Source organism: Pseudomonas sp. ME-P-057, from assembly GCF_030208975.1.
GTDB lineage: Bacteria > Pseudomonadota > Gammaproteobacteria > Pseudomonadales > Pseudomonadaceae > Aquipseudomonas > Aquipseudomonas lutea.
The window spans coordinates 1-21,555 of sequence record NZ_JARVSX010000039.1; the positions used below are offsets into that span (position 1 = coordinate 1).

General features: G+C 61.5%; 21 protein-coding genes. 5 read left to right on the plus strand and 16 right to left on the minus strand.

Annotation, left to right across the window (positions count from 1 at the left end; all coding sequences use genetic code 11):
- The first annotated feature begins 216 nt into the window (after window positions 1-216).
- Together QRN48_RS21075 and QRN48_RS21080 are read left to right on the plus strand one after the other, a co-directional pair.
- Window positions 217-699 carry a DUF2938 family protein gene (locus QRN48_RS21075; RefSeq protein ID WP_285352985.1) on the plus strand — a complete coding sequence of 161 codons (483 nt, stop codon included), beginning with the start codon at window positions 217-219 and terminating at the stop codon, window positions 697-699.
- A gap of 140 nt (window positions 700-839) precedes the next feature.
- A complete protein-coding gene (locus tag QRN48_RS21080; protein ID WP_285352987.1) occupies window positions 840-1,901 on the plus strand; it encodes an SDR family oxidoreductase in 1,062 nt (353 codons plus the stop codon).
- Window positions 1,902-1,991: 90 nt separating this feature from the next.
- Here QRN48_RS21080 and QRN48_RS21085 read toward each other — a convergent pair whose 3' ends face one another.
- Genes QRN48_RS21085 through QRN48_RS21095 form a run of 3 tightly spaced genes read right to left on the minus strand, consistent with a single transcriptional unit; the run spans window position 1,992 to window position 4,861 of the window.
- Window positions 1,992-2,201 (minus strand): hypervirulence associated TUDOR domain-containing protein, encoded by a 210-nt coding sequence (locus QRN48_RS21085; RefSeq protein ID WP_037011108.1) that lies wholly within the window; start codon window positions 2,199-2,201, stop codon window positions 1,992-1,994.
- Between the two features lie 16 nt (window positions 2,202-2,217).
- The gene (locus QRN48_RS21090; RefSeq protein WP_285352990.1) at window positions 2,218-4,068 is read right to left on the minus strand and encodes a glycoside hydrolase family 15 protein; all 1,851 of its coding nucleotides are present in this window, start codon (window positions 4,066-4,068) and stop codon (window positions 2,218-2,220) included.
- On the minus strand, window positions 4,061-4,861 hold the full coding sequence (locus QRN48_RS21095; protein WP_037011111.1) for a glucose 1-dehydrogenase: 801 nt from the start codon (window positions 4,859-4,861) through the stop codon (window positions 4,061-4,063). Before QRN48_RS21095 ends, QRN48_RS21090 begins: the two co-directional genes overlap by 8 nt.
- Window positions 4,862-5,301: 440 nt before the next feature.
- Here QRN48_RS21095 and QRN48_RS21100 point away from each other — a divergent pair, with 440 nt between their 5' ends.
- Complete coding sequence (locus QRN48_RS21100; RefSeq protein WP_037011114.1) at window positions 5,302-6,213, plus strand: LysR family transcriptional regulator; 912 nt, start codon at window positions 5,302-5,304, stop codon at window positions 6,211-6,213.
- A gap of 501 nt (window positions 6,214-6,714) precedes the next feature.
- Here QRN48_RS21100 and pstB read toward each other — a convergent pair.
- From pstB to QRN48_RS21140, 8 genes are all read right to left on the minus strand, one after another.
- The gene (gene pstB / locus QRN48_RS21105; RefSeq protein WP_037011117.1) at window positions 6,715-7,494 is read right to left on the minus strand and encodes a phosphate ABC transporter ATP-binding protein PstB; all 780 of its coding nucleotides are present in this window, start codon (window positions 7,492-7,494) and stop codon (window positions 6,715-6,717) included.
- On the minus strand, window positions 7,494-8,372 hold the full coding sequence (gene pstA, locus QRN48_RS21110; RefSeq protein ID WP_037011120.1) for a phosphate ABC transporter permease PstA: 879 nt from the start codon (window positions 8,370-8,372) through the stop codon (window positions 7,494-7,496). Before pstA ends, pstB begins: the two co-directional genes overlap by 1 nt.
- The gene (pstC, locus tag QRN48_RS21115; RefSeq protein ID WP_285352994.1) at window positions 8,369-9,364 is read right to left on the minus strand and encodes a phosphate ABC transporter permease subunit PstC; all 996 of its coding nucleotides are present in this window, start codon (window positions 9,362-9,364) and stop codon (window positions 8,369-8,371) included. The genes pstA and pstC overlap by 4 nt, the downstream gene beginning before the upstream one ends.
- A 70-nt stretch (window positions 9,365-9,434) precedes the next feature.
- Window positions 9,435-10,454 carry a phosphate ABC transporter substrate-binding protein PstS gene (gene pstS / locus QRN48_RS21120; RefSeq protein ID WP_037011125.1) on the minus strand — a complete coding sequence of 340 codons (1,020 nt, stop codon included), beginning with the start codon at window positions 10,452-10,454 and terminating at the stop codon, window positions 9,435-9,437.
- 424 nt (window positions 10,455-10,878) lie between these two features.
- Window positions 10,879-11,769, minus strand: a complete 891-nt coding sequence (gene bla, locus QRN48_RS21125; protein ID WP_285352996.1) for a class A beta-lactamase — start codon at window positions 11,767-11,769, stop codon at window positions 10,879-10,881.
- 193 nt (window positions 11,770-11,962) lie between these two features.
- Window positions 11,963-12,202: a hypothetical protein gene (locus tag QRN48_RS21130; RefSeq protein WP_285352998.1), complete on the minus strand. Its 240-nt coding sequence runs from the start codon at window positions 12,200-12,202 to the stop codon at window positions 11,963-11,965.
- Between the two features lie 29 nt (window positions 12,203-12,231).
- Entirely contained in the window at window positions 12,232-14,304 is a 2,073-nt protein-coding gene (locus QRN48_RS21135; RefSeq protein ID WP_285353000.1) for a 2Fe-2S iron-sulfur cluster-binding protein, read from the minus strand.
- Between the two features lie 28 nt (window positions 14,305-14,332).
- Window positions 14,333-14,956, minus strand: coding sequence for a glutathione S-transferase family protein (locus tag QRN48_RS21140; RefSeq protein ID WP_285353002.1), 624 nt, complete (start codon window positions 14,954-14,956; stop codon window positions 14,333-14,335).
- Between the two features lie 314 nt (window positions 14,957-15,270).
- Between QRN48_RS21140 and QRN48_RS21145 the strand changes: the two genes are divergently transcribed.
- Window positions 15,271-16,563 (plus strand): MFS transporter, encoded by a 1,293-nt coding sequence (locus tag QRN48_RS21145; RefSeq protein ID WP_285353004.1) that lies wholly within the window; start codon window positions 15,271-15,273, stop codon window positions 16,561-16,563.
- 13 nt (window positions 16,564-16,576) lie between these two features.
- Here QRN48_RS21145 and QRN48_RS21150 read toward each other — a convergent pair whose 3' ends face one another.
- Genes QRN48_RS21150 through cydP form a run of 5 tightly spaced genes read right to left on the minus strand, consistent with a single transcriptional unit; the run spans window position 16,577 to window position 19,950 of the window.
- Window positions 16,577-16,879: a cyd operon YbgE family protein gene (locus QRN48_RS21150; RefSeq protein WP_285353007.1), complete on the minus strand. Its 303-nt coding sequence runs from the start codon at window positions 16,877-16,879 to the stop codon at window positions 16,577-16,579.
- Window positions 16,869-16,985 (minus strand): cytochrome bd-I oxidase subunit CydX, encoded by a 117-nt coding sequence (cydX, locus tag QRN48_RS21155; protein ID WP_285353010.1) that lies wholly within the window; start codon window positions 16,983-16,985, stop codon window positions 16,869-16,871. The genes QRN48_RS21150 and cydX overlap by 11 nt, the downstream gene beginning before the upstream one ends.
- A gap of 25 nt (window positions 16,986-17,010) precedes the next feature.
- Entirely contained in the window at window positions 17,011-18,153 is a 1,143-nt protein-coding gene (gene cydB / locus QRN48_RS21160) for a cytochrome d ubiquinol oxidase subunit II (protein WP_285353012.1), read from the minus strand.
- A gap of 10 nt (window positions 18,154-18,163) precedes the next feature.
- Complete coding sequence (locus QRN48_RS21165) at window positions 18,164-19,756, minus strand: cytochrome ubiquinol oxidase subunit I (protein WP_285353015.1); 1,593 nt, start codon at window positions 19,754-19,756, stop codon at window positions 18,164-18,166.
- On the minus strand, window positions 19,753-19,950 hold the full coding sequence (gene cydP, locus QRN48_RS21170; protein WP_037011139.1) for a cytochrome oxidase putative small subunit CydP: 198 nt from the start codon (window positions 19,948-19,950) through the stop codon (window positions 19,753-19,755). Before cydP ends, QRN48_RS21165 begins: the two co-directional genes overlap by 4 nt.
- Window positions 19,951-20,753: 803 nt before the next feature.
- Between cydP and QRN48_RS21175 the strand changes: the two genes are divergently transcribed.
- On the plus strand, window positions 20,754-21,554 hold the full coding sequence (locus QRN48_RS21175) for a substrate-binding periplasmic protein (protein WP_244653775.1): 801 nt from the start codon (window positions 20,754-20,756) through the stop codon (window positions 21,552-21,554).
- Window position 21,555: the final 1 nt, after the last annotated feature.

Consider the following 21,555-nt stretch of genomic DNA (forward strand, 5'->3'; position numbering starts at 1 on the left):
CGGTCCCACTGACAGCATTCACCTGTGGGACCGGCTTTAGCCGGGAAAGCGTCAGCGGCAACAATGATAAACCCAGGCCGCAAGGGAAGACGTCAGCGGCAACCCTGCAAAATCCAGATTGTAGGGCTGGCCGCTTCCCCGCTAATGCCGCTTCCCTGACAACTCTGCTAACGTGTCCGGCCAACACAGGCCCGTAGACCACCTGCAGGGACAGACATGTTTGAATTCATCTTTCTGGCAATTCTCATTGGCATGGGCGGCACGGCATTGCTCGACCTCTGGGCGTTGCTGCTCAAGGCTGTCCTGGGGTTGCCGACCCCGCCCTGGCACCTCGTCGGCCGCTGGTTCGCCGGAATGCCCAAGGGACGATTCCGGCACCGCGACGGCATCGGCAACTCGCCTGTTATCCATCGCGAACTGGCGGTTGGCTGGTTCATGCATTACGCCGTCGGCGTGGTGTTTGCGGCCGTACTGCTGGGGATCTGGGGCGTGCAATGGGCGCACTCGCCTACCTTTCTTCCCGCACTGATCGTCGGGCTGGTCACCATCGGTGCGGGCTGGTTCATCCTGCAACCGGGCATGGGCGTCGGGGTGGCCTGCAACAAGGCGCCAAAGCCGAACGTTGCCCGCTTGCAAAATGTACTCGGGCACGTGGTCTTTGCCGTTGGCATGTACGGGACGGCGCTGCTGGTCGGCTGATTGCACCAGGCTCAATGCAAAGCGCGGTCTGTGGTCGCACCCGGCCAATCGGGATGAACCTATCTGCACCGATGCCGTTCTGAAACCCTAGAGCTGCATCCTTATGGAGCCCGTTCTACTCGATCAATCAGGAGACCCATATGACTCAGACCGCCTTGGTCGTCGGCGCCAGCGGCATCGTCGGCAGTGCAACCACTCAACTGTTGCTCGATAACGGCTGGCAGGTCGCTGCCCTCTCCCGCCGTCCTTCGGCGATGCCCGGCGTAATCCCCGTGGCAGCCGATCTGCACGATCCGGCCTCTGTCAAACAGGCCCTCGCCGACCTCAAACCCACCCACGTGTTTCTCACCACATGGTCACGGCAGGCAACCGAAGCGGAGAACATCCGGGTCAACGCCGCGATGGTGCGCAACGTTCTCGACGCCTTGAGCCCGGCAAAAAGCGTTCGGCATGTGGCGCTGGTCACCGGTTTGAAGCATTACCTGGGCCCGTTTGAAGCCTATGGCAAGGGCACGTTGCCGCAGACGCCATTCCGTGAATCCCAAGGCCGGCTGGACATCGAAAACTTCTATTACGCCCAAGAAGACGAAGTGTTCGCAGCAGCCAAGCGCGACGGTTTCACCTGGAGCGTGCACCGTCCGCACACCGTCACCGGGGTCGCGGTGGGCAATGCCATGAACATGGCCACGACACTGGCGGTGTACGCTTCCATCTGCAAGGCCACCGGCCGGCCATTCGTGTTTCCTGGCTCCCGCGTGCAGTGGGACAGCCTGACCGACATGACCGACGCTCGCCAGTTGGCCAAACAGCAACTGTGGGCCGCCACCACCCCGGCCGCCGCCAATCAGGCGTTCAACATCACCAACGGTGACGTGTTCCGCTGGAAGTGGATGTGGGGCCAGATCGCCGAGTACTTCGGACTGCACCCTGCAGCATTCCCGGAAAAGCCGTCTCCGCTGGAAGAACAGATGGCGAATGACCAGCCGGCTTGGGATGAACTGGTTCGCACCCACGGCTTGAAAGAGGCCGATATCACCCGCCTTATTTCACCGTGGCACAGCGATGCGGACCTGGGCCGGCCAATCGAGGTAGTGACCGACATGTCGAAAAGCCGTGCGCTGGGTTTCAAGGAATTCCAGGCCAGTGACCAGGCGTTCTTCGACGTTTTCGACACCCTCCGTGCCCAGCGCTTGATTCCGTAACGCAGTCGCCCGTGCCACAAAAAAACCGCAGCGATGAATCTGTCGTCGCTGCGGTTTTTTATTGTCTGCCGTTGCTTTGACCACGACAGGTCACGCCTTTTCCAGCGCGTCCTCCTTGTGCATCGCCAGATGGCCGGTCTTGTCGCTCTTGACCTCGTACTGTGGTGCTTCGGGTGAAGCATGGCGGTGGCGGCCCATGAACTCTACTTCCTTGGTATGCACTTTGGTCACTTTGCCGAGGATGTGCCCGGCCTCGGAATTCCAGCGCACGTGATCACCCACTTTGAATGCGTGAGGCATCTACCTTCTCCCGGTTTCAGGGCTGCCAGAGGGTCTGGCCGCCTTCAAGTTTGCGATCCAGGAAACTCGCCGCGCTGATCAGCGCCAAGTGGCTCAGCGCCTGTGGCGTGTTGCCCAGATGATGGCCATGGGCGTCGAACTCCTCGGCGTACAGGCCCAGCGGATTGGCGTAACGGAGCAACTGTTCAAACTCCAGGTGCGCCTTCTCCAACCGTCCCGCGCGAGCGAGGCATTCGACGTACCAGAACGAACACGCCACAAAGGCGCCTTCTTCGCCATCCAGACCATCGTGATAGTCATCGTCGTTGCGATAGCGGAACACCATGCCATCGCGGACCAGCGCGCCTTCAATGGCGTCCAGGGTCTGCAGCCATTTTGGATCACTGGCACCCACAAAACGCACCAGCGGCATCAGCAACATCGAGGCGTCGAGGTTTTTGCTGCCTTTGTGCTGGACGAAATGGCCCAGGTCGGCGTCCCAGAAGTTGTCCCAGATGTCATCGTGGATGGCCTGGCGCTGCTTGTCCCATCGCTCGAAAGGCGCTGGAAGCGAGCGTTTCAGGGACAAACGCAGCGCGCGGTCCAGGGCAACCCAGCACATCAGCCGTGAATGCAGAAAGTGCTGGTCCTCACCGCGCATTTCCCAGATGCCCACGTCTTTGCTCTGCCAGTTTTCACAGAGGTCGTTGACCAGGCGGGTGACATTTTTCCAGCCTTCGTGGGAGATCGCCTCGCCGTACTTGTTGGCCAGATACACCGCGTCGAGCAACTCGCCATAAATGTCCAGCTGCTTCTGCTTGTACGCTTCGTTCCCCACACGCACCGGGGTCGCCCCGCCGTAACCGCTCAGGTGATCCAGCTCTTCTTCCGGGAGTTCTTCGCGCCCATCCAGCGAATAAAGGATGCCCAACTTGTTGGCATCTTCGCAGCAGTCGCCCATGCGGTCGCGAACCCAATGCATAAAGGCATTGGCCTCATCGGAATACCCAAGGCGCATGAAGGCGTAGACGGTAAACGAGGCGTCGCGGATCCAGGTGTAGCGGTAGTCCCAATTGCGCTGACCGCCTTCCTCCTCCGGCAGACCGAACGTGGCGGCGGCGACAATGCCGCCGTGCTTGCGCGAGGTGAGCAGCTTGAGCGCCAGCGCCGAACGGTTGACCACTTCACGCCAGCGCCCGCGGTAGTTGGAGTGTCGGCTCCAGTGCTGCCAGTAACTGACCGTGGTTTTCAGGTCGCAATCGCAGTTAGTCGCGGTGACCAGCGGATCTTCGGCACCGCCAAGCATGAACTCGACGATATCGCCCTGTTTCATTTCGAATTCGGCCACTGCCGCCTGACCCTCAAGACGCATGCCGGTAGTGGCGGCAAGGCGCAGCGCAGGCTGGCCCTCGGCCTCGAAGCATACGTCTTGCCCCTCCATCCGAGCGGCCGTGTCAGCGCGGCTGTAATCGTGGCGCACCCGGCACAACATGCGCACCGCCGTCTGGCCGTGGCGAACCTGGATCCGCCGGATCAGCCGCGGGAGGTTGTCGACTTCCGAAGCGATGGGCATCAGATCGGTCACTTCGACAACCGCGTCTTTGGCAATCCAGCGGGTCATCAGCACGTTGGTTTCAGGCAGGTACAGTTGCTGCCGGCGTGCGTCCGGCAGTACCGGTGCCAGCTGAAAGATCCCTGCCTCGGGCGTGTCCAGCAACGCGGTAAAAATGCTCGGGCTGTCGAAATCGGGCCAGCAGAAAAAATCGATGCTGCCGGTGTCGGCGACCAGTGCCGCGCTGCGCATATCACCGATGATCCCGTGATTCTCGATGGCGTTCTGCGGCTCTTGCCCGGCCTGTTCATCCGGGGTGGCGGTGGGCTCAACCATTGTTGCGAAACTCGGGGTACAGACTCATGCCGCCGTCGATGAACAGCGTCGTACCATGCACATAATCGGACGCGTCCGACGCCAGCCAGACTACCGCGTTGGCCACGTCGTCCGCCTCACCCACTCGCCCGTAAGGGATCAGTTCCAGCAGCTTTTTCTCGGCGTCGCCTTCGGTGGCTTTGGTGTTGATGGCGGTTCGAATCGCTCCCGGCGCGATGCTGTTGACACGGATCCGCTGCTCGCCGACCTCTTGGGCAATGCTGCGCATCAGCAGGTCGACGCCGCCTTTGGAGGCGGCATAATTCACGTGCCCGGCCCAGGGAATGACCTGATGCACCGAGCTCATGTGGATGATCTTGCCCCGTGCGCGCGACACTTCCGGGCGGATCTCCTGCCTGGCGAACTGCCTCAGGGCCGCGCGTGCGCAGAGGAACTGGCCAGTGAGGTTGACGTTGATCACGGTATTCCAGTCTTTCAACGTCATGTCGGCGATCGGGGCGTCCTTTTGCAGCCCTGAGTTGGCGACCAGTATGTCAACGCGACCAAACGCCTTGAGCGTCTCGGCGAAGAGTTTCTCCACGTCCTGTTCATCGGACACGTCGGCACCGACGGCAATGGCCTGGCCGCCCGCGGCGATGATCTCCTCGGCAAGCTTTTGTGCAGGCTCCGGCTGGGAGTGGTAATTGATGACTACCGCGGCGCCCGATGCGGCGAGCCCTTTTGCCGCCCCGGCGCCCAGTCCGGAGCTTGCACCGGTGACGATTGCGACTTGGCCTTTCAGGGAAATCTGCATGGAATGTCGATCCTCATGGTGAGCGTTTTAATGCTGACTCGCGAGGCTCTGCCGAAGTTCATCGGGAAAAGGCTCGCTCCCATGGCAAACCGCTGCGGGCGCTGGCTCTGGCGGGCAACACTTGGGCGGTCACCGCAAACCTGTGGGACTGGCTTTAGCCGGGAAGGCGTCGTAGCCACACTGCCAAGTCAGGGGGCATCGCCATTGCAGCTGACCAGCCGTATTCCTCTGTAGGAGCCGGCTTGCTGGCGAACGCGGCTTGTGACTGCGGGCCCCTTCCCGGTTGAAGCCGGTCCCACTCACACGCACGCGTCCCGCTGCAGGACTGGCTTTGGCCGGGAAGGCTGGACGCAGAAGGACGGCGCTCCATAAACTGACGCCCATCAATATCGCAGGCCTTCCATAGCAGGGTGACGAATGTCAGGCAACGGGGACGGTGTATGAATCGCAATGAGCTGCGCAAGGCCGACATCAACCTCATGGTGGTGTTCGAGACCTTGATGCAAGAGCGTAACGTGACCCGCGCTGCCGAAAAGCTGTTCCTCGGCCAACCCACCATCAGCGCCGCCCTCAATCGCCTGCGGGCGTTGTTCAACGATCCGTTGTTCATCCGTGTGGGCCACCGCATGGAGCCGACTGCGCGGGCCAACGAAATCATCAGTCATTTGTCGCCAGCGCTGGACGCAATGTCAGTCGCCCTGAGCCTGACCCGGGAGTTTGACCCCGCCAGCAGCGACATGACCTTTCGCATCGGCCTGTCCGATGACGTGGAATACAGCCTGTTGCCGCCGCTGCTGCGCGCCATCCGCGAGGAAGCCCCCGGCGTCGTGCTGGTGATCAAGCAGGTCAACTTCTGGAATGTCTCGGAGTTGTTGATGTCAGGCGACATCACCGTCGGGGTGTGCCTGACCCGTGAGCTGCCGGCCAATGCCAAACGCAAAATGCTGCGCCGGATGCAGCCGATGGTGGTGCGCGCCGATGCGGGAACCGATCCGATTACCCTGGACGAATATTGCACGCGGCCCCACGTCGTGGTGTCGTACGTGGCCAATATCTCGAGTTTCGCGGATGAGTGGCTCGCGGCGATCGGTCGCAAGCGCACCGCCGTGTTGTCGGTGCCGCAGTACAGCACTTTGCCGGCGTTGATGGAGGGAACGGACCTGCTCTGCAACTTGCCGGACCACCTCACCCAGGCCATGCGCCGAACCGGGCTGCGCGGCGATCCGCTGCCCTTCGTGACGCCGAATCTGGAGCTGTCGATGGTCTGGCTCAGCGTGATGGACACCGACCCGGCCGAACGCTGGCTGCGCAAGCGGCTTGAGGAATTCATGGGGGATTCGAGCGGTGTTTGAGAGGGATTGGCCGGCGGCTTGATGCCTGGCCGTCCTGGGGTCACCGGTTGGCCAATAAATGCCGCCCCCTGGAAATGCCCCCTCATTAGATGCCGATCCTGTAGAAGCCGGCTTACTGGCGAAAGCGACAGTGCAGCGCCGTTGCTGCGTCTGAACTATCGGGTTCGCCAGCAAGCCGGCTCCTACAGATTTGCGCACCCCGAGATATCGGAGGTTGCCTCCTGCAGATTTGCGCACGCCTAACATTTCAGAGGTTGCCCGGGTCAACTGTAGGAGCGCGCTTGCCCGCGAAAAATATCAGCCCTCGATATCGCACAACCTGACCCACCGCATTCGCCAGCAAGCCGGCTCCTACAGATTTGTGCACGCCTAACATTTCAGAGATTGCCCGGATCGACTGTAGGAGCCGGCTTGCTGGCGAAAGCGGCCGTACAGCCACCGTCGATGTATCCGATCAATCGGCTTTGCCAGCAAGCCGGCTCCTACTGAGATGCGCGGCTGTCAGCCGAAACGACCGGTGATGTAGTCCTCGGTCTGGGTTTTGGAGGGCTTGGTGAAGATGGTGTCGGTGTCGCCGTGTTCGATCAGCTCGCCCATGAACATGAACGCGGTGTAGTCCGAGCAGCGCGCGGCCTGTTGCATGTTGTGGGTCACGATAATCACCGTGAACTGCTCTTTGAGCTCGGTGATCAGCTGCTCGATGCGGCCGGTCGAGATCGGGTCAAGGGCCGAGGTCGGTTCGTCGAGCAACAGCACTTGCGGGCGCAGGGCGATGGTGCGGGCAATGCACAGACGCTGTTGCTGGCCACCGGACAGGCTGTTGGCACTTTGCTTGAGCTTATCTTTGACTTCATCCCACAGCGCTGCGCCACGCAGCGCCTGCTCGACGCGCTCTTCCATCTCGCGACGGGAGAGCTTTTCGTGGTGACGCACCGCGTAGGCGATGTTGTCGTAGATCGACATCGGGAACGGCACCGGCTTCTGAAACACCATGCCGACGTGGCTGCGCAGGCGGTTCATCGAATAGCCCGGCGCGAGGATGTTCTCACCGTTGAGGATCACTTCGCCCTTGGCTTCCTGCTTCGGGTACATCGAATAGATGCGGTTGAACACCCGCAACAGCGTGGACTTGCCGCAGCCGGATGGCCCGATGATCGCCGTGATGCGCTTTTCGGGAATGATCATGTCGACCGACTTCAGCGAGCGCTGGCCGCCGTAAAAGAAATCGAGACCACGGACCTGGATTTTGGTTTTTTCGTCGGCGAGGGATAGGTTGTTCATCAGGACGCCTTATTGCGCAAAAGAAGTAGACGGGAACTGAGGCTCAGCACCAGTACAAACAGAGTCATGATCAGGGCACCGGCCCAGGCCAGAGAGTGCCAGTCATCAAACGGGCTCATCGCGTACTGGAAGATCACCACAGGCACGCTTGCGATCGGTTTGAGCAGGTCACTGCTCCAGAACTGATTACCGAACGCGGTGAACAGCAGCGGTGCGGTCTCGCCGGTGATGCGAGCCAGTGCCAACAGGATGCCGGTGACCACGCCGGCCTTGGCCGCACGCAGGACGATCTGCAGCGTCAGCTTCCACTGCGGCACGCCCAGCGCCAGTGCGGCTTCGCGCATGGTCGAGGGTTGCAGCTGAAGCATTTCGTCTGTGGTACGCACCACCACGGGGATCACCAGCAACGCCAGGGCCAGTGCGCCGGCAAAGGCCGAGAAACCCACCTGATGGTTGGTGACGGCGCTCAGCGGCAGGATCACCGCGGTGTACACGAACAGGCCCAGCACGATCGACGGCGCCGACAGCAAAATGTCGTTGATGAAGCGCACCGCGTTGCCCAGCCTGGTGTTACGCGCAAACTCGGCGAGCCAGATACCGGCCATCAGCCCGATGGGGGTACCGATCAGCAGACCAATGCCCGACATCAGGATGCTGCCGTAAAACGCGTTGGCCAGCCCGCCTGTCGAGCCCGGTGGCGGCGTCATTTCCGTAAACAGACTCAGGTTCAGCGCCCCGAAGCCATTGACGATAGTGGTCAGCAGGATCCACACCAGCCACAGCAGGCCAAACACGGTCGCGCCGCAGCTCAGCACCATCGCGATCATGTTCTTGATCTTGCGGACCCGGTAGAGGTTTTCGTTATCGGCCTTACTCATAGACCCTCCTTGCGCGACAGACGAGAGAGCATCAGACGGGCAATCGCCAGCACGACGAAGGTGACAACAAACAGCAGGAAGCCCAGGGCGATCAGCGCAGAACGGTGCAGGTCGGTGTAGGCCTCGCTGAACTCGTTGGCGATCACCGAAGCAATCGAGCTGCTGGGCATCATCAGCGACGCGGAGAACTGATGGGCGTTACCGAGCACGAAGGTCACCGCCATGGTTTCACCGAGTGCGCGGCCGAGGCCCAGGAATACACCGCCGACCACCGCCGAGCGGGTGTAGGGCAGAACGATGTCCCAGACCACTTCCCAGGTTGTGCCGCCCAGTGCGTAGGCCGATTCCTTGAGGGCAATAGGCACGCTGCGGAATACTTCGGTCATGACCGAGGTGATGAACGGGATAATCATAATCGCCAGCACGATACCGGCCGTGAGCATGCCGATGCCGAGGGGCGGACCCTGAAATATCGGGCCGATCAGTGGCAGTGCACCAAGGTTGTCGTTGATCCACGGGGCCATGTTTTCTGCCATGAACGGGCCGAACACGAACAGGCCCCACATGCCGTAGATGATCGAAGGAATACCCGCCAGCAGTTCCACAGCCGAGGCAATGGGCATGCGCAACCAGGGCGGCGCGACTTCAGTCAGAAAAATAGCGATGCCGAAACTCACCGGAACGGCGATCAGCAGCGCGAGAAAGGAGGTGACCAGGGTGCCGTAGATCGGCACCAGTGCGCCGAATTTGCCATTGACCACGTCCCATTCGGTACTGGTCAGAAATTCGAAGCCAAAGGTCTTGAACGCCAGGGCACCGCCCCAGAGCGTCGAGCCGGCGATGCTCGCCAGCAACAGCAGCACCAACAGAGCCGCTCCCAGCATCGTGCGCCGAAACCAGGCGTCGTGTCGGTGATCGCGGGCCGCGCGTTTATCGCTCTCGGATGCAGCATCCGGAATCACAGCGGACATGTATTGGGTGTTTTCAGTCATGGTGGGTCCACTCGCAAGGAAACCCTGTCACCGAGCGCTCGGTGACAGGGGTTAGCCGGATAACGTCGAGTTACTTGGTGAACTCGGTTTTCCAGTAGTCTTCGATCTTGCTGACCAGCGATGCAGGCAGGGGTACGTATTCCAGCTTCTCAGCCGAGCTCTGGCCTTTTTCCAGAGACCACTTGAAGAAGTCGAAAGCCGCCTTGCTCTTCTCGGCGTTTTTCGGCTGCTTGTACATGATGATCCAGGTGGTCGCGGTGATCGGCCAGGCCGTCTTGCCCGGGGCGTTGGTCATGATCAGATTGAAGTCTTTGGCGTTTGCCCAATCCGCGGTATCAGCAGCGGCGGCGAAAGCTTTGGCGTCAGGTTTGATGAACTCGCCAGCGGCGTTCTGCAGTTGGGTGTAAGCGATTTCGCTCTTGGTGGCGTAGGAGTACTCAACGTAACCAATCGAGCCTTTGATCTGCTTGACGTAAGCAGCGACACCTTCGTTACCCTTGCCGCCCACGCCCACTGGCCACTGAACAGCAGAGCCGGTACCAGGGCCTGCTTTCCATGCGTCGCTGACTTTGCTCAGGTAGCTGGTGAAGTTGAAGGAGGTGCCCGAACCGTCCGAACGGTGAACCACGGTGATGTTGGTGTCAGGCAGCTTCAGACCATCGTTCAGTTTTACGATCGCCGGGTCGTTCCACTTGGTGATCTTGCCCTGGAAAATATCGGCAACCACCTGGCCACTCAACTTAAGGTCGTTGGCCTTGACGCCTTCCAGGTTGACCACCGGGACGATACCGCCGATGACGCTTGGGAACTGACCCAGGCCGCCGGCCTTGAGGTCTTCTGCGGACATCGGGGCGTCGGAGGCGCCGAAATCCACGGTTGCTGCCTTAATCTGAGCAATACCGCCGCCCGAGCCGATGGACTGGTAGTTGACGCGATTGTCAGCAGTTTTGCTGTAGTCCTGCGACCACTGAGAGATAACCGGGAATACGAAACTCGAACCAGCGCCAGTGACGTCAACGGCGTGTGCCATACCCGACAGGCACATCGAAGCCAGCAGTAGTGACAGGCGTTTTTTAGTCAGCAGAATCACGGCAATACCTCAACAAGAGAATTTTGTATGTGTGGTCACAGTTGAAGACCCGAGGCAGATTTAAAACTGGAAACATTTCTGTTTGATGACAGTCTTTAGACAGAGGGCAAATACGGCACCGTCTGTCAGACTTTTCCTACAGCCGTAAAATACGAAACACCCGTATCCATTGGACGAAGAGGCAGTTGTCTAGCTCGCGAGAATTAATATCAATGCGCCACAATCCAGGCCGACGGATCGCACTTTGTGGCAATTCGGGCGAGCGATAGGTGGCTGATTGTGGTTCGAAAAGGCGCAACAGTGCGGTGCAAACGCGCACTCGGACAGGCTGGCTTGCCCAACCCCGAGCATCCGAGCACAAGCAAGGCGATGAGATATGTTTCGGGACGTTGCGATGTGAGGGCAACACCGCAACTGATGACGTCTAGACCGTCGCTGCGAGGCTCCCGATCTCGGCCATCAGCGCGTTGATCTGATCGCCGCCGGCGATGGACCCGGTGTAATAAACGGACACCAGAACAGGCGCCCGGTCGCCAGGCCAGAGAATGGCAACATCGTTGCTGGCGTTATTGGCGCCCGAACCGGTCTTGTCCCCCACCCGCCATCCGCGGGGCAGACCCGCCCGCAGTTTTTTGTCTCCGGTCTGATTATTGACCAGCCACGCCGTCAGCTGATCGCGTGAAGGCAGCGAGAGCAAGTCGCCCAGGATCAAGGTGTTCAGCGTCTGCAACAGGGCCATGGGTGTGGTGGTGTCGCGCTCGTCTCCGGGCCGGTTTTCATTAAGCTCCGGTTCGCGACGGTCCAGGCGGGTCTGGGTGTCGCCGATGGAGCGCAGCCATTGGGTCAGCGCCTGCGGCCCGCCAATGCTGTCCAGCAGCAGATTGGCTGCCGTGTTGTCGCTCAGTGTCAAGGCAGCCTCGCACAGTGAGCCGACGCTCAGACCCTGCCCGCCTGCGTGGGATTCGGTGGTCGGCGAGTACGGCACCAGTTGCTCACGGCCATAAACGATGCGCCGGGAAAGTGCTTCCTGCTGTTGATCAACCCGGGCGAGAACACAGGCTGCAGCCAGGCATTTGAACGTGCTGCACAGGGCAAAGCGTTCATTGCCGCGGTGGTCGATCAACCGCTGGCTTGCGGTATTCAGAATAGCGACGCCGAGCCGCCCGCCGTGACGACGCTCCAGCTCAACCAGGCGTTGCGCGATGGTCTGATCCGAGGCGGGCTCGAAAAGGGGCCCGGCGGCGAGTGAGGACAGACTCAAAAAAGCGGGAACTGCGAATAACGAGGCGCCGATAAGGGTTCTGCGGGTGATCAAGATGGACGTCCTTGTGAATGACAACGGGCGCTGAGTGGACCATTGCGCTGCCCGCACGGGGAGCGACTTGGTGGGCCACCGCGCGCGTACTGTAAACGGGGCACCCGTTATCTGACCAGACGCTGCGACATCCGTACGTCGTCGGACCGAAAGGCGACTGCGCACAGCCCTTCCGATGAACCGATGGCGTCGATCAGTGCGGCCGATTAAAACCCGACACTGAGCGAATCCACAGAAACCATCGATTGCTCGCCCGGTTAGGGTTGACCGCGTGATCGCCTGTGCGTTCGCCCGGCCATTCACCCGTTAGATCGCCAGCCAGTTCGCCGGCCAGGGAACCCAGCGACTGTGGGAGCAACCAGGAACTCTCCCGCTCGGTTGCTGGATAGTGAATCGGATGGTCATCTTTCTCCAACGCTGGCCAATGGCTCATTTCAGTCTCCCCCACACTCGCATGGATGGTTAAAGATCAAGCACCAACGGCCCTGAGGCCGGGACTGCGCAGCAGATCAATACGTGGCCCGGCGCCGGCCTGTCAGCGGGCAGTACCGGGTAATGCACCTGCCCACTGATGAGCCGGGTCTTGCAGGTGCCGCATGAACCGCCGCGGCAGCTGAATTCCGGGCTCAGGCCGCGGCGCTCGGCCAACTCCAGCAAGCTGCCTGCGCCGGGCTGCCAGCGCGCCTCTTTGGCGGAACGCTCGAACAGCACCGGCACGGCTTCTGTGGCGGCAGGCGGCTGCTCGAAAGCCACCGCATGCGAGTCGCCGCTGCGCCTGAGGCTGGACGGGCCAAAGGTTTCGGCATGGATCCGCTCATCGCGGATATGCATGCCGCGCAGGCCGTCGTAGATTTCCTGGGTGAACGCGGCGGGCCCGCACACATAAAAATCAAAATCGTTGAACGGCAACAACGCCTTTAGCAGGTCCAGATCGATCCGCCCGGCCAGGTGGTAATCCTCACCCCGGCGCGCGGTGGTTTCCGGCTGGCTCAGCACACGGATCGCAGTCAGCTGATCGCCGGCCCCGGCAATGAGTGTGTCCACTTCTTCGCGAAACGCCAGGTCGGCCAGACGACGAGCACTCTGGATGAACCAGGTTGCCCGCCCTCCCCGCACCCGTTTGCCCTCGTAGACCACCTCGCGCAGCATCGAGAGCATGGGCGTGACGCCGATACCGGCACCCAGCAACACCAGAGGGCGGCGCTCCTGCGGGTCGACCACGAAACCACCCTGCGGCGCCCGCGCTTCCAGCACGTCGCCGGCCTTGATCTGATCGTGCAGATAGGCAGAGGCCAGGCCGTCGCGTTTGACACTAATGCGCAAGAAGTCATCGGACGGAGCGCTGGACAGGCTGTAGGTGCGGATCACCGGCGGCGTACGGCCCTCCGGCGAGAGACGCAGGGGTAAATGCTGTCCAGCCTTGAACGCAGGCAAGCCGATGCCATCTGCGGATTCAAAATAGAACGAACGAATGCCGTCACTTTCGTCCTCGATGCGCGCCACCCGTAGCGCCCGCCACTGATCGCGCAGGGTTTCGGCCTGCAAGCGCGCAGCGGTCTGCTGCCAGTCACCGGTCATCAGGCTGTTCGGCGACCAGCCTTTGAATACCCAGCGCGAGCGCAAGGCTGCCGGCCGCCGCACGACCTGCTCGACGCGCACTTGCCAAAGCCGTTCTGCGCCCTGGAAGGCGGCGATCTCTGGCCCGTCGAGAATCAGCGTGACCGTGCCGGCCAATTGCAGCAAATCGCCCGTCTGAAAATCGATGAACAACAATCCCGCCCGGGGGTTGAGCTGGAAATTGCCCAGCGTATTGAAGTGCAGGTTCCCGGCAAAATCCGGAATGGTCAGCACCTCGCCGTCGACCCGCACGAAACCGGCCTGGCCACCACGGTGGGAAACGTCGACCGAGCGATGGAACGGCTCGCCGTCCAGGTCTACGTAGCTGGCGACGAAAAAGGTGTCAGCGTTCTGAATGACGGCCGTGGCCGATGCGTCCAGCGTGCTCGACCGTTCGGCTGCAGGCATTGACGCTACACCCGTCGATGCTGCAGGGGACGGGGCGACGTCGAGCACTTCACGCTCCTGAATATACTGAGGGCAATTGCCGAATGCGTGCTCCACGGCAACTGCAAAGCCGTCCTTCGTCACTTCGCTGATGTGACCGTTGATGCGGTTGCGACGACGGGTGTGCAGGTCAATGCCGAGCATGCCCAGTGCCGCGCCCGGCACGAACTGCGCGCTGGCCGGGTCCTCGGCATCGGGGCGCCGATGAATGTCCAGACGACGCGCATCCGGGGATTGAATGAAGCCTGACGGGCCGTCCAGCACGCTCGCCCACGGCCAGCCCTCGCCGTCCACCGCCCCGACAATCAAATAAGGCAGGTGCTGGTAAAAGTCCCGATGCTGGTCGGGCATATAGTCACGAATGACGCGCTTGCCCATCGCCTCCATGCGTTCTGCAACCCCGACCCTGGCTTGCAGGACGCGCTCGCCGGAATGCCAGGGCGAGGCCGTTTCAGTGCGAATCTGGTTCATGGGGCGAGCTCCTCGGCGTCATCAGTGGCTACTTGACCAAACCTGCCGCCGTACGCGGCATGGGCACGAACCCTGGGAGGTTTTCGATGCGTGACAGCCAGGCCTGCACGTTCACGTACTCATCCAGCGACACGTTGCCTTCCGGGGCATGGGCGATGTAGCTGTAGGCCGCGACATCGGCGATGGTGGCGTGGTCAGCGGCGAGAAATTCACGGCCATTCAGGTGTTGGTCAATGACCTGCAAGGCTTCATGGGCACGCTGAATCGTGTCCTGAGGATCGAAGCCGGCGCCGAACACGGTGATCAGACGCGCCCGTGCCGGCCCCAGGTAAATGGCACCGGATGCGGCGGACAACCAGCGCTGGACCTGCGCCGCGCCCTCCGGGTCATTGGGTAGCCAGCGGCCGGAGGCGTCGTACTTCTTCGCCAGGTACACCAGGATCGCCGTCGAGTCAGCAACGATGACCCCGTTGTCGTCAATCACCGGTACTTGCCCGAACGCGTTGACGGCCAGAAAGCCTGGGGTTTTCTGCTCGCCTTTGGCCAGGTCGACGAATTGAATCTGCGACTCAAGGCCCAGCAGTGACAACATCAGTTCGGCGCGGTGGGAGTGGCCGGACAGCGGGAAGTGATAGAGCTTGATGGCGGTCATGAAGCGTGTCTCCTGGGCGAATGAGTCGGGTCAGCGCGGGGGTTATGCGGTTTCGATGGACCGTGCTGGTGGAGGCCAGTGTGCGACTTGCTGCCGGGCCGGGGAATGACCAGAAAAAGCAATCCACTGTTTCAGGGGATGAAATGCTGAGCGATGAGACATCGGCTTGCCGCGCCGGGACAGCCCTTCCGAAGGGCCACCTCCAAACGGCCAGCAACATTCAGAAATATCTGCTTGACGAAGGGCCCGGGGATAAGCGTTCATGTTTAAAGTACAGCCATCATTCAAAAGCCCCGCTTCTTTGGTGAACTCTCATGGTTTCGACTGCTCTGGCGGCATCCCTGTCGCGTCGCCGTATTCATTACAGCTGGGTGATTCTGGCGGTGACTTTCCTGACCATGCTGGTAATGGCCGGCGCCGTGGGCGCCCCCGGGGTGTTCATCCGTCCGTTGCAAGCGGAATTCGGCTGGGACACCGCGGAGATTTCTTCGGCCCTGGCGATCCGCTTTGCGCTGTTTGGCCTGGTCGGCCCATTCGCCGCCGCGTTCATGAATCACTTCGGTGTGCGCAAGGTGGTGCTCACGGCATTGACGCTGGTGGCGAGCGGCATGCTGCTGTCGCTGTTCATGACCCGCTTCTGGCAATTGGTCGTGCTGTGGGGCGTGGTGGTCGGCTTCGGCACCGGGCTGACGGCCATGGTGCTCGGCGCCACCGTGGCTACGCGCTGGTTTTCCAGCCATCGCGGGTTGGCGATGGGCCTGCTGTCCGCCAGTTCCGCGACCGGCCAGCTGGTGTTCATGCCGCTGCTGGCGAACCTGACCGAGCAGTTTGGCTGGCGCACGGCGCTGACGTGTATTTGCGCTGCCATCGTGATCGCCGGTTTCGCGGTACTGGCGCTGATGCGCAACCGTCCCGCCGACCTGCAGCTGCCGCTGTATGGCGATGACGACATCCAGCCCGTCCCCGAGAGCACCCAGACCTTCACCCAGCTTTTGATGACGCCGCTTAAGGTGCTGCGCGAGGTCTCCGGGACGTGGACGTTCTGGGTTTTGTTCATGACCTTTTTCATCTGCGGCGCCAGCACCAATGGCCTGATACAGACGCACTTCATCAGCCTGTGCGGCGACTACGGGCTGGCCGCAACCACGGCGGCGGGCATGCTGGCGGTCATGGGGATTTTCGATTTCTTCGGCACTATCGGTTCCGGCTGGCTGTCGGACCGCTTCGATAACCGCTGGCTGCTGTTCTGGTACTACGGCTTTCGCGGCGTGTCGCTGGTGCTGTTGCCGTTTCTGGACTTCACCGTATTCGGGCTGTCAGTGTTCGCGCTGCTCTATGGGCTGGACTGGATCGCCACGGTGCCGCCGACGGTGAAGCTGACCGCCCAGCGATTCGGCGCCGAGCGTGCCAACATCGTGTTTGGCTGGGTCTTCGCCGGTCATCAGTTAGGGGCCGCCTTCGCGGCATTCGGGGCGGGATGGACACGCACGCACTTCGCCACGTATCTGCCGGCGTTTTTCATTTCCGGCCTGCTGTGCGTCATTGCGGCATTGATTGCGCTGTCCATCGTGCCGGCGGTGAAAGCGGCCAGGGTGGCCGTCCACTGATACGTGCAGATGCTTAAAACCACTGGCGCGCGGTGAGCCACATGCCATACCCCAGCGCCATCAGCACCCAGGCCGGCAGCGGGTGAAACACCACTCGCCAGGCCATGGCACGTGGCTCGAAACCCACCCCGTGGACGAACCCTCCGGCCACGCCCCACATGACCAGCATCAACACACTGTGGGAGTAGTGGCCATTGGCGTCGAGCATTGAGGCCGGATGGATCAGGAGAACCAGGCTCAGCGGTACCGCCATCAGCAGGGACACTGCCCGGCCGATGCTGTACCGGACCGGTTCACTGCCCGCCTCAGCGGTCACGGCCATGCTCCAGCGCGGCGGCGTCCGAGGCTTCCAGCCATAGGGCGTTGATGATGCCGAAGCTGCAGGCCAGCAGCACGCCGAGAATCCAGGCGAAATACCACATGATTGTCTCTCCTTTGCGACGCGGCTCAGTACAGGCCGTGCGGGTTGTGGTCGATGTGCGCGGTGGTGACCTTGCCCCACATCTTGGCGTAGCACCAAAGCGTGTAGCAGAGGATCAACGGCACGAAAATGGTCGCTGCGATCAACATGATGATCAGGGTTTTGTGGCTGGAGACGGCGTCCCACACGGTCAGGCTGGAGGCCGGGTCCAGACTCGACGGCATCACAAAGGGAAACAACGCGAAGCCTGCCGTACACAGCGCACCGACGATTGCCAGGCTGCTGCCCAGAAACGCCGTCCTGCCCTGCCCCGCGCTGGCACCCAGTAACGCCAGCAGGCCGCCGAAGATCCCCAGCAATGGCGCGGCCACCGTCAGCGGGTGTTGCTGGTAATTGCCCAGCCAGCCGTGGTTGCTCGCCGTCACGGTTTTCGACAACGGATTGAGTGCCGCGCCCGCATCGAACGCCGAGGTGATCGCCAGGCCCTGAATGCCGCCGACCAGCAGCCACACGCCCGCACCGATGAACGCCAGTACAAATACCAACGACAACACCTGCGCCGCACGCCGTGAACGCTGGGCAATCGCGCCTTCGGTGCGCATCATCAGCCAGGTGCCACCGTGCAGCCCCAGCATGCTCAGGCTAACCACACCGGCGAGCAGGCCGAAGGGGCTCAACAGTTGCCAGAAGTTGCCCTGATAGCTTGAGCGCAGGGTGTCGTCGAACTGGAACGGCACGCCCAGCAGCAGGTTGCCGAAGGCCACCCCGAAGACCAGCGAAGGCACCAGACCGCCGATGAACAGGCCCCAGTCCCAGCTCTGCCGCCAACGGGTGTTTTCCAGCTTGCTGCGGTAGTCGAATCCGACCGGTCGCACGAACAGCGCGAACAGCACCAGCAGCAGCGCCCAGTACAGCCCCGAGAACGCCGCGGCGTAGACCAGCGGCCATGCCGCGAACAGCGCGCCGCCCGCAGTGATCAGCCAGACCTGATTGCCGTCCCAGTGCGGAGCGATGGTGTTGATGACCACACGCCGCTCGTTATCGCTGCACCCGACGAAGGGCATCAACATTGCCGCGCCCAGGTCGAAGCCGTCGGTGAGGGCGAAGCCGATCAACAGCACGCCGACCAGCACCCACCAGATCATCTTCAGGGTTTCGTAATCGAACATCGAACGTTCCTCAGGCCAGGGCCGGTTGTGGGGCGCGCGCAGGCGGGATGGCCGGGCTGTGCTCGAAGTGATAGCGGCCGGTGTGCAGGCTGCTTGGGCCCAATCGGGCGAACTTGATCATCAGGTACATCTCGATTATCAACAGCACGGTGTAGAAGCCGACCAGTGCCACAATCGAACCGAGCACATCGCCCGCTGACAGGGTCGAGGCCGACAGGTGCACCGGCAGCACTTCGCCGATGGACCAGGGCTGGCGACCATGCTCAGCCACCCACCAGCCGGTCTGCGTGGCGACCCAGGGCAGCGGCAGGCTTAACAACGCCCATTTGAGCAGCCAGCGCTTGCCGGTCTCGTTTTTGCGCGCCGAGGCCCAGAACGCGCAGGCGAACAACAGCAGCATCAGCACCCCGCTGAGCACCATCACGCGGAAGGTCCAGAAGATCGAGGCCACCTGGGGGATTGAATCCAGCGCCGCCTGTTTGATTTGTTGCTCGTTGGCGTCAACGACGCTGGCGGTGTATTTCTCCAGCAACAGGCTGTAGCCCAGGTCCTTCTTGACCGCGTTGAAAGCGTTGAGGGTCTGCTCGCTTTTGTCACCGCCGCGCAGTTTTCCGAGCAAGTCGTAGGCGGTCATGCCGTTGCGAATGCGCCCTTCATGCTCGCTGATCAGGTCCTTGAGGCCAGTGACTTGTTTGTCCACCGAGCGGGTGGCAATGATGCCCATCAGGTAGGGAATCTTGACCGCGTAATCGGTGCGCTGCTGCGCCTGATTGGGCAGGCCGAACAAGGTAAACGCCGCCGGGGCCGGCTCGGTTTCCCACTCTGCTTCAATGGCTGCCAGCTTGGTCTTCTGCACATCGCCGATCTCGTAACCGGATTCATCCCCCAGCACGATCACCGAGAGAATCGAGGCCATGCCGAACGCCGAAGCGATGGCGAACGAACGTCGGGCGAAGGCGATGTCGCGGCCTTTGAGCAGGTACCAGCTCGAAATGGCCAGCACGAAGATCGCGCCGGTGACGTAGCCCGAAGCCACGGTATGCACGAACTTGACCTGCGCGACGGGGTTGAACAGCAGGTCGCTGAAGCTGGTGAGCTCCATGCGCATGGTGGTGAAGTTGAACTCGGCGCCGACCGGGTTTTGCATCCAGCCGTTGGCGATGAGAATCCACAGCGCTGACATGTTCGAGCCGACGGCGACCAGCCAGGTCACCGTGAGGTGCTGCACGCGGGTCAGGCGGTCCCAGCCAAAGAAGAACAGGCCGATGAAGGTCGATTCAAGAAAGAACGCCATCATTCCTTCGATGGCCAGCGGCGCGCCGAAGATGTCGCCGACGTAGTGGCTGTAATACGCCCAGTTGGTGCCGAACTGAAATTCCATGGTCAGCCCGGTGGTCACGCCCAGGGCGAAGTTGATGCCGAACAGCTTGCCCCAGAAACGGGTCATGTCTTTGTAGACCTGCTTGCCGGTCATGACGTAGACCGATTCCATGATGGCCAGCAAAAAGGTCATGCCCAGGGTCAGCGGGACGAAGAGGAAGTGGTACAGCGCGGTCATCGCGAACTGCAGCCGGGATAAGTCGACGACTGATTCCGAAATCATTTGGGGTTCTTCTCAGAAGATACGGTTGGGGCGCCCAATACGTGCAGGGCGGCTTGCACCCCGTCGTCCTTGACCTCCACCGGGGCGTCGAACCAGACGCTGCGGATGCCCATCAGCAGGACAAGTTTGATCAGCAGGATCAGACCGATGTCTTTGGCCAGTGGGTGTTTGAGAAAGTCGAGGGGACCGGGCATGTTGAGGACTCGTCAGGGTGCGAGGTATTTTTCCTACATGCCCTTTCGATACTGTTGATCCAGGTCAAGAAACTGCTTCAGGCGGGGTGTGGCAGAACGCCACGGTTCTTGGAGAGTGCGTTTAAAAAGCGGCGAGGTTCGCGGTGCGGCTGAGAGGGTCTGCCTAACGGCCGATTGTTTCGCCTTCGGCGAGTTACTTTTAAAAAGCCGGGAGCCGGACCAACTAAAAGTAACCAAAAGTGCCTGCTCCCGGTTGGGCCCCTCCTTCGTCGGGGTTCCCTCACTCCGGTCTCGCTCCGTGGGCCCGCGCCGAACGGACATCCATGTCCTGACGGCGCTCTCGCGGCATCCATGCCACTCGGCCCACTCCTCGAGACCTGCGTTCAGCCTGCACCCAAGTCGCGTTTGGCGGTGTCTGGACCTTTTGTGTACGAAGATCAAAAGCAGATCAAAGGCTTCCCGGCTGAAGCCGGTCCCGCTGACTGCACACGGCTTTTTAGTGGGACCGGCTTCAGCCGGAAACAAGCCAGTGCATGCGCCTGCATTTCTGGACTTTACGCGGTGCCTTAGTAGGACCGGCTTCAGCCGGGAAGAGCCCTGTCCGTTCGCGGGCAGGGTGTGGCGGTGCACGGTGCCGGGAAACCGGACGCCTCTGCCAAGCCTGTTAGGATGACCGGCAGGAAGCCGTCTCAAGTGGCGGATTATTCAGCCGATATCACGGTGTGCAAGACAGTCGGTCAGGTCGCGCCGGACTATTCAGGGTCCGGAACCCGCCTCTCTTGCACCCGACGAGGTAGCCATCGATGACTCTTCACTCGCTCATTCACACGCTGGGCAGCACACTCCGGGTGGCGCTGTTGCTGTGTATGACGGCTGACGCGGCGAGAGCTGAATCGATTCATGTCGAGCCCGTCCCCGCTCAACCCATCCACGTCGTGACCGAAGAGCTGCCGCCGTACAACATGACCCGCGACGGCGTGCTCACCGGCATGAGCACCGAGGTGGTTCAGGCGGTGCTCAAACAGGCCAATATGCAGGCGCCCATTCAGTCCATGCCCTGGGCGCGCGCCTATGACCTGGCGCTGCACACCCCCAATGTGCTGATTTATTCGATTACCCGCACTGCAGAGCGCGAGCACCTGTTCAAGTGGGTAGGCACCATCGCCGCCTCCCGCTGGTACCTGTACTCCTCAGCCAGCCATCCGGTCCGGCTGCTGGCCCTGGACGATGCCCGCGACTGGCAGACCGCGACGGTCAACGAGGACGTCGGCGAGCAGTACTTGATGGCGCGCAAGTTCCAGATCGGCCAGCAACTGCAATCAAGCAACCGTTACGCCTTCAATTACCAGAAACTGCAGAGCGGCCACGTCGACCTGTGGATCTCCGATGAGCTCAACGCCTATTACCTGGCGCGGCAGGCGGGCGACGACCCTGCGCGCACATTGGTGCAGTCATTGCGCGTGCCGGAACTCGAAGACGCTGGCGGCTTCAGCATGGCCTTCAGTGCCGGCACCCCCGACACTACGGTCCAGCTGTTTCAAAAAGCCCTCGACACCGTGCGTGCCAACGGCACTTACGACGCCATCGCGCGCAAGTGGCAATGAG

Bases quoted from the DNA above. Each gene is read 5' to 3' on its own strand.
- QRN48_RS21075 (WP_285352985.1), top strand. From the start codon at position 217: ATGTTTGAATTCATCTTTCTGGCAATTCTCATTGGCATGGGCGGCACG.
- QRN48_RS21080 (WP_285352987.1), top strand. From the start codon at position 840: ATGACTCAGACCGCCTTGGTCGTCGGCGCCAGCGGCATCGTCGGCAGT.
- QRN48_RS21085 (WP_037011108.1), bottom strand. From the start codon at position 2,201: ATGCCTCACGCATTCAAAGTGGGTGATCACGTGCGCTGGAATTCCGAG.
- QRN48_RS21090 (WP_285352990.1), bottom strand. From the start codon at position 4,068: ATGGTTGAGCCCACCGCCACCCCGGATGAACAGGCCGGGCAAGAGCCG.
- QRN48_RS21095 (WP_037011111.1), bottom strand. From the start codon at position 4,861: ATGCAGATTTCCCTGAAAGGCCAAGTCGCAATCGTCACCGGTGCAAGC.
- QRN48_RS21100 (WP_037011114.1), top strand. From the start codon at position 5,302: ATGAATCGCAATGAGCTGCGCAAGGCCGACATCAACCTCATGGTGGTG.
- pstB (WP_037011117.1), bottom strand. From the start codon at position 7,494: ATGAACAACCTATCCCTCGCCGACGAAAAAACCAAAATCCAGGTCCGT.
- pstA (WP_037011120.1), bottom strand. From the start codon at position 8,372: ATGAGTAAGGCCGATAACGAAAACCTCTACCGGGTCCGCAAGATCAAG.
- pstC (WP_285352994.1), bottom strand. From the start codon at position 9,364: ATGACTGAAAACACCCAATACATGTCCGCTGTGATTCCGGATGCTGCA.
- QRN48_RS21130 (WP_285352998.1), bottom strand. From the start codon at position 12,202: ATGAGCCATTGGCCAGCGTTGGAGAAAGATGACCATCCGATTCACTAT.
- QRN48_RS21135 (WP_285353000.1), bottom strand. From the start codon at position 14,304: ATGAACCAGATTCGCACTGAAACGGCCTCGCCCTGGCATTCCGGCGAG.
- QRN48_RS21140 (WP_285353002.1), bottom strand. From the start codon at position 14,956: ATGACCGCCATCAAGCTCTATCACTTCCCGCTGTCCGGCCACTCCCAC.
- QRN48_RS21145 (WP_285353004.1), top strand. From the start codon at position 15,271: ATGGTTTCGACTGCTCTGGCGGCATCCCTGTCGCGTCGCCGTATTCAT.
- cydX (WP_285353010.1), bottom strand. From the start codon at position 16,985: ATGTGGTATTTCGCCTGGATTCTCGGCGTGCTGCTGGCCTGCAGCTTC.
- cydB (WP_285353012.1), bottom strand. From the start codon at position 18,153: ATGTTCGATTACGAAACCCTGAAGATGATCTGGTGGGTGCTGGTCGGC.
- QRN48_RS21165 (WP_285353015.1), bottom strand. From the start codon at position 19,756: ATGATTTCGGAATCAGTCGTCGACTTATCCCGGCTGCAGTTCGCGATG.
- cydP (WP_037011139.1), bottom strand. From the start codon at position 19,950: ATGCCCGGTCCCCTCGACTTTCTCAAACACCCACTGGCCAAAGACATC.
- QRN48_RS21175 (WP_244653775.1), top strand. From the start codon at position 20,754: ATGACTCTTCACTCGCTCATTCACACGCTGGGCAGCACACTCCGGGTG.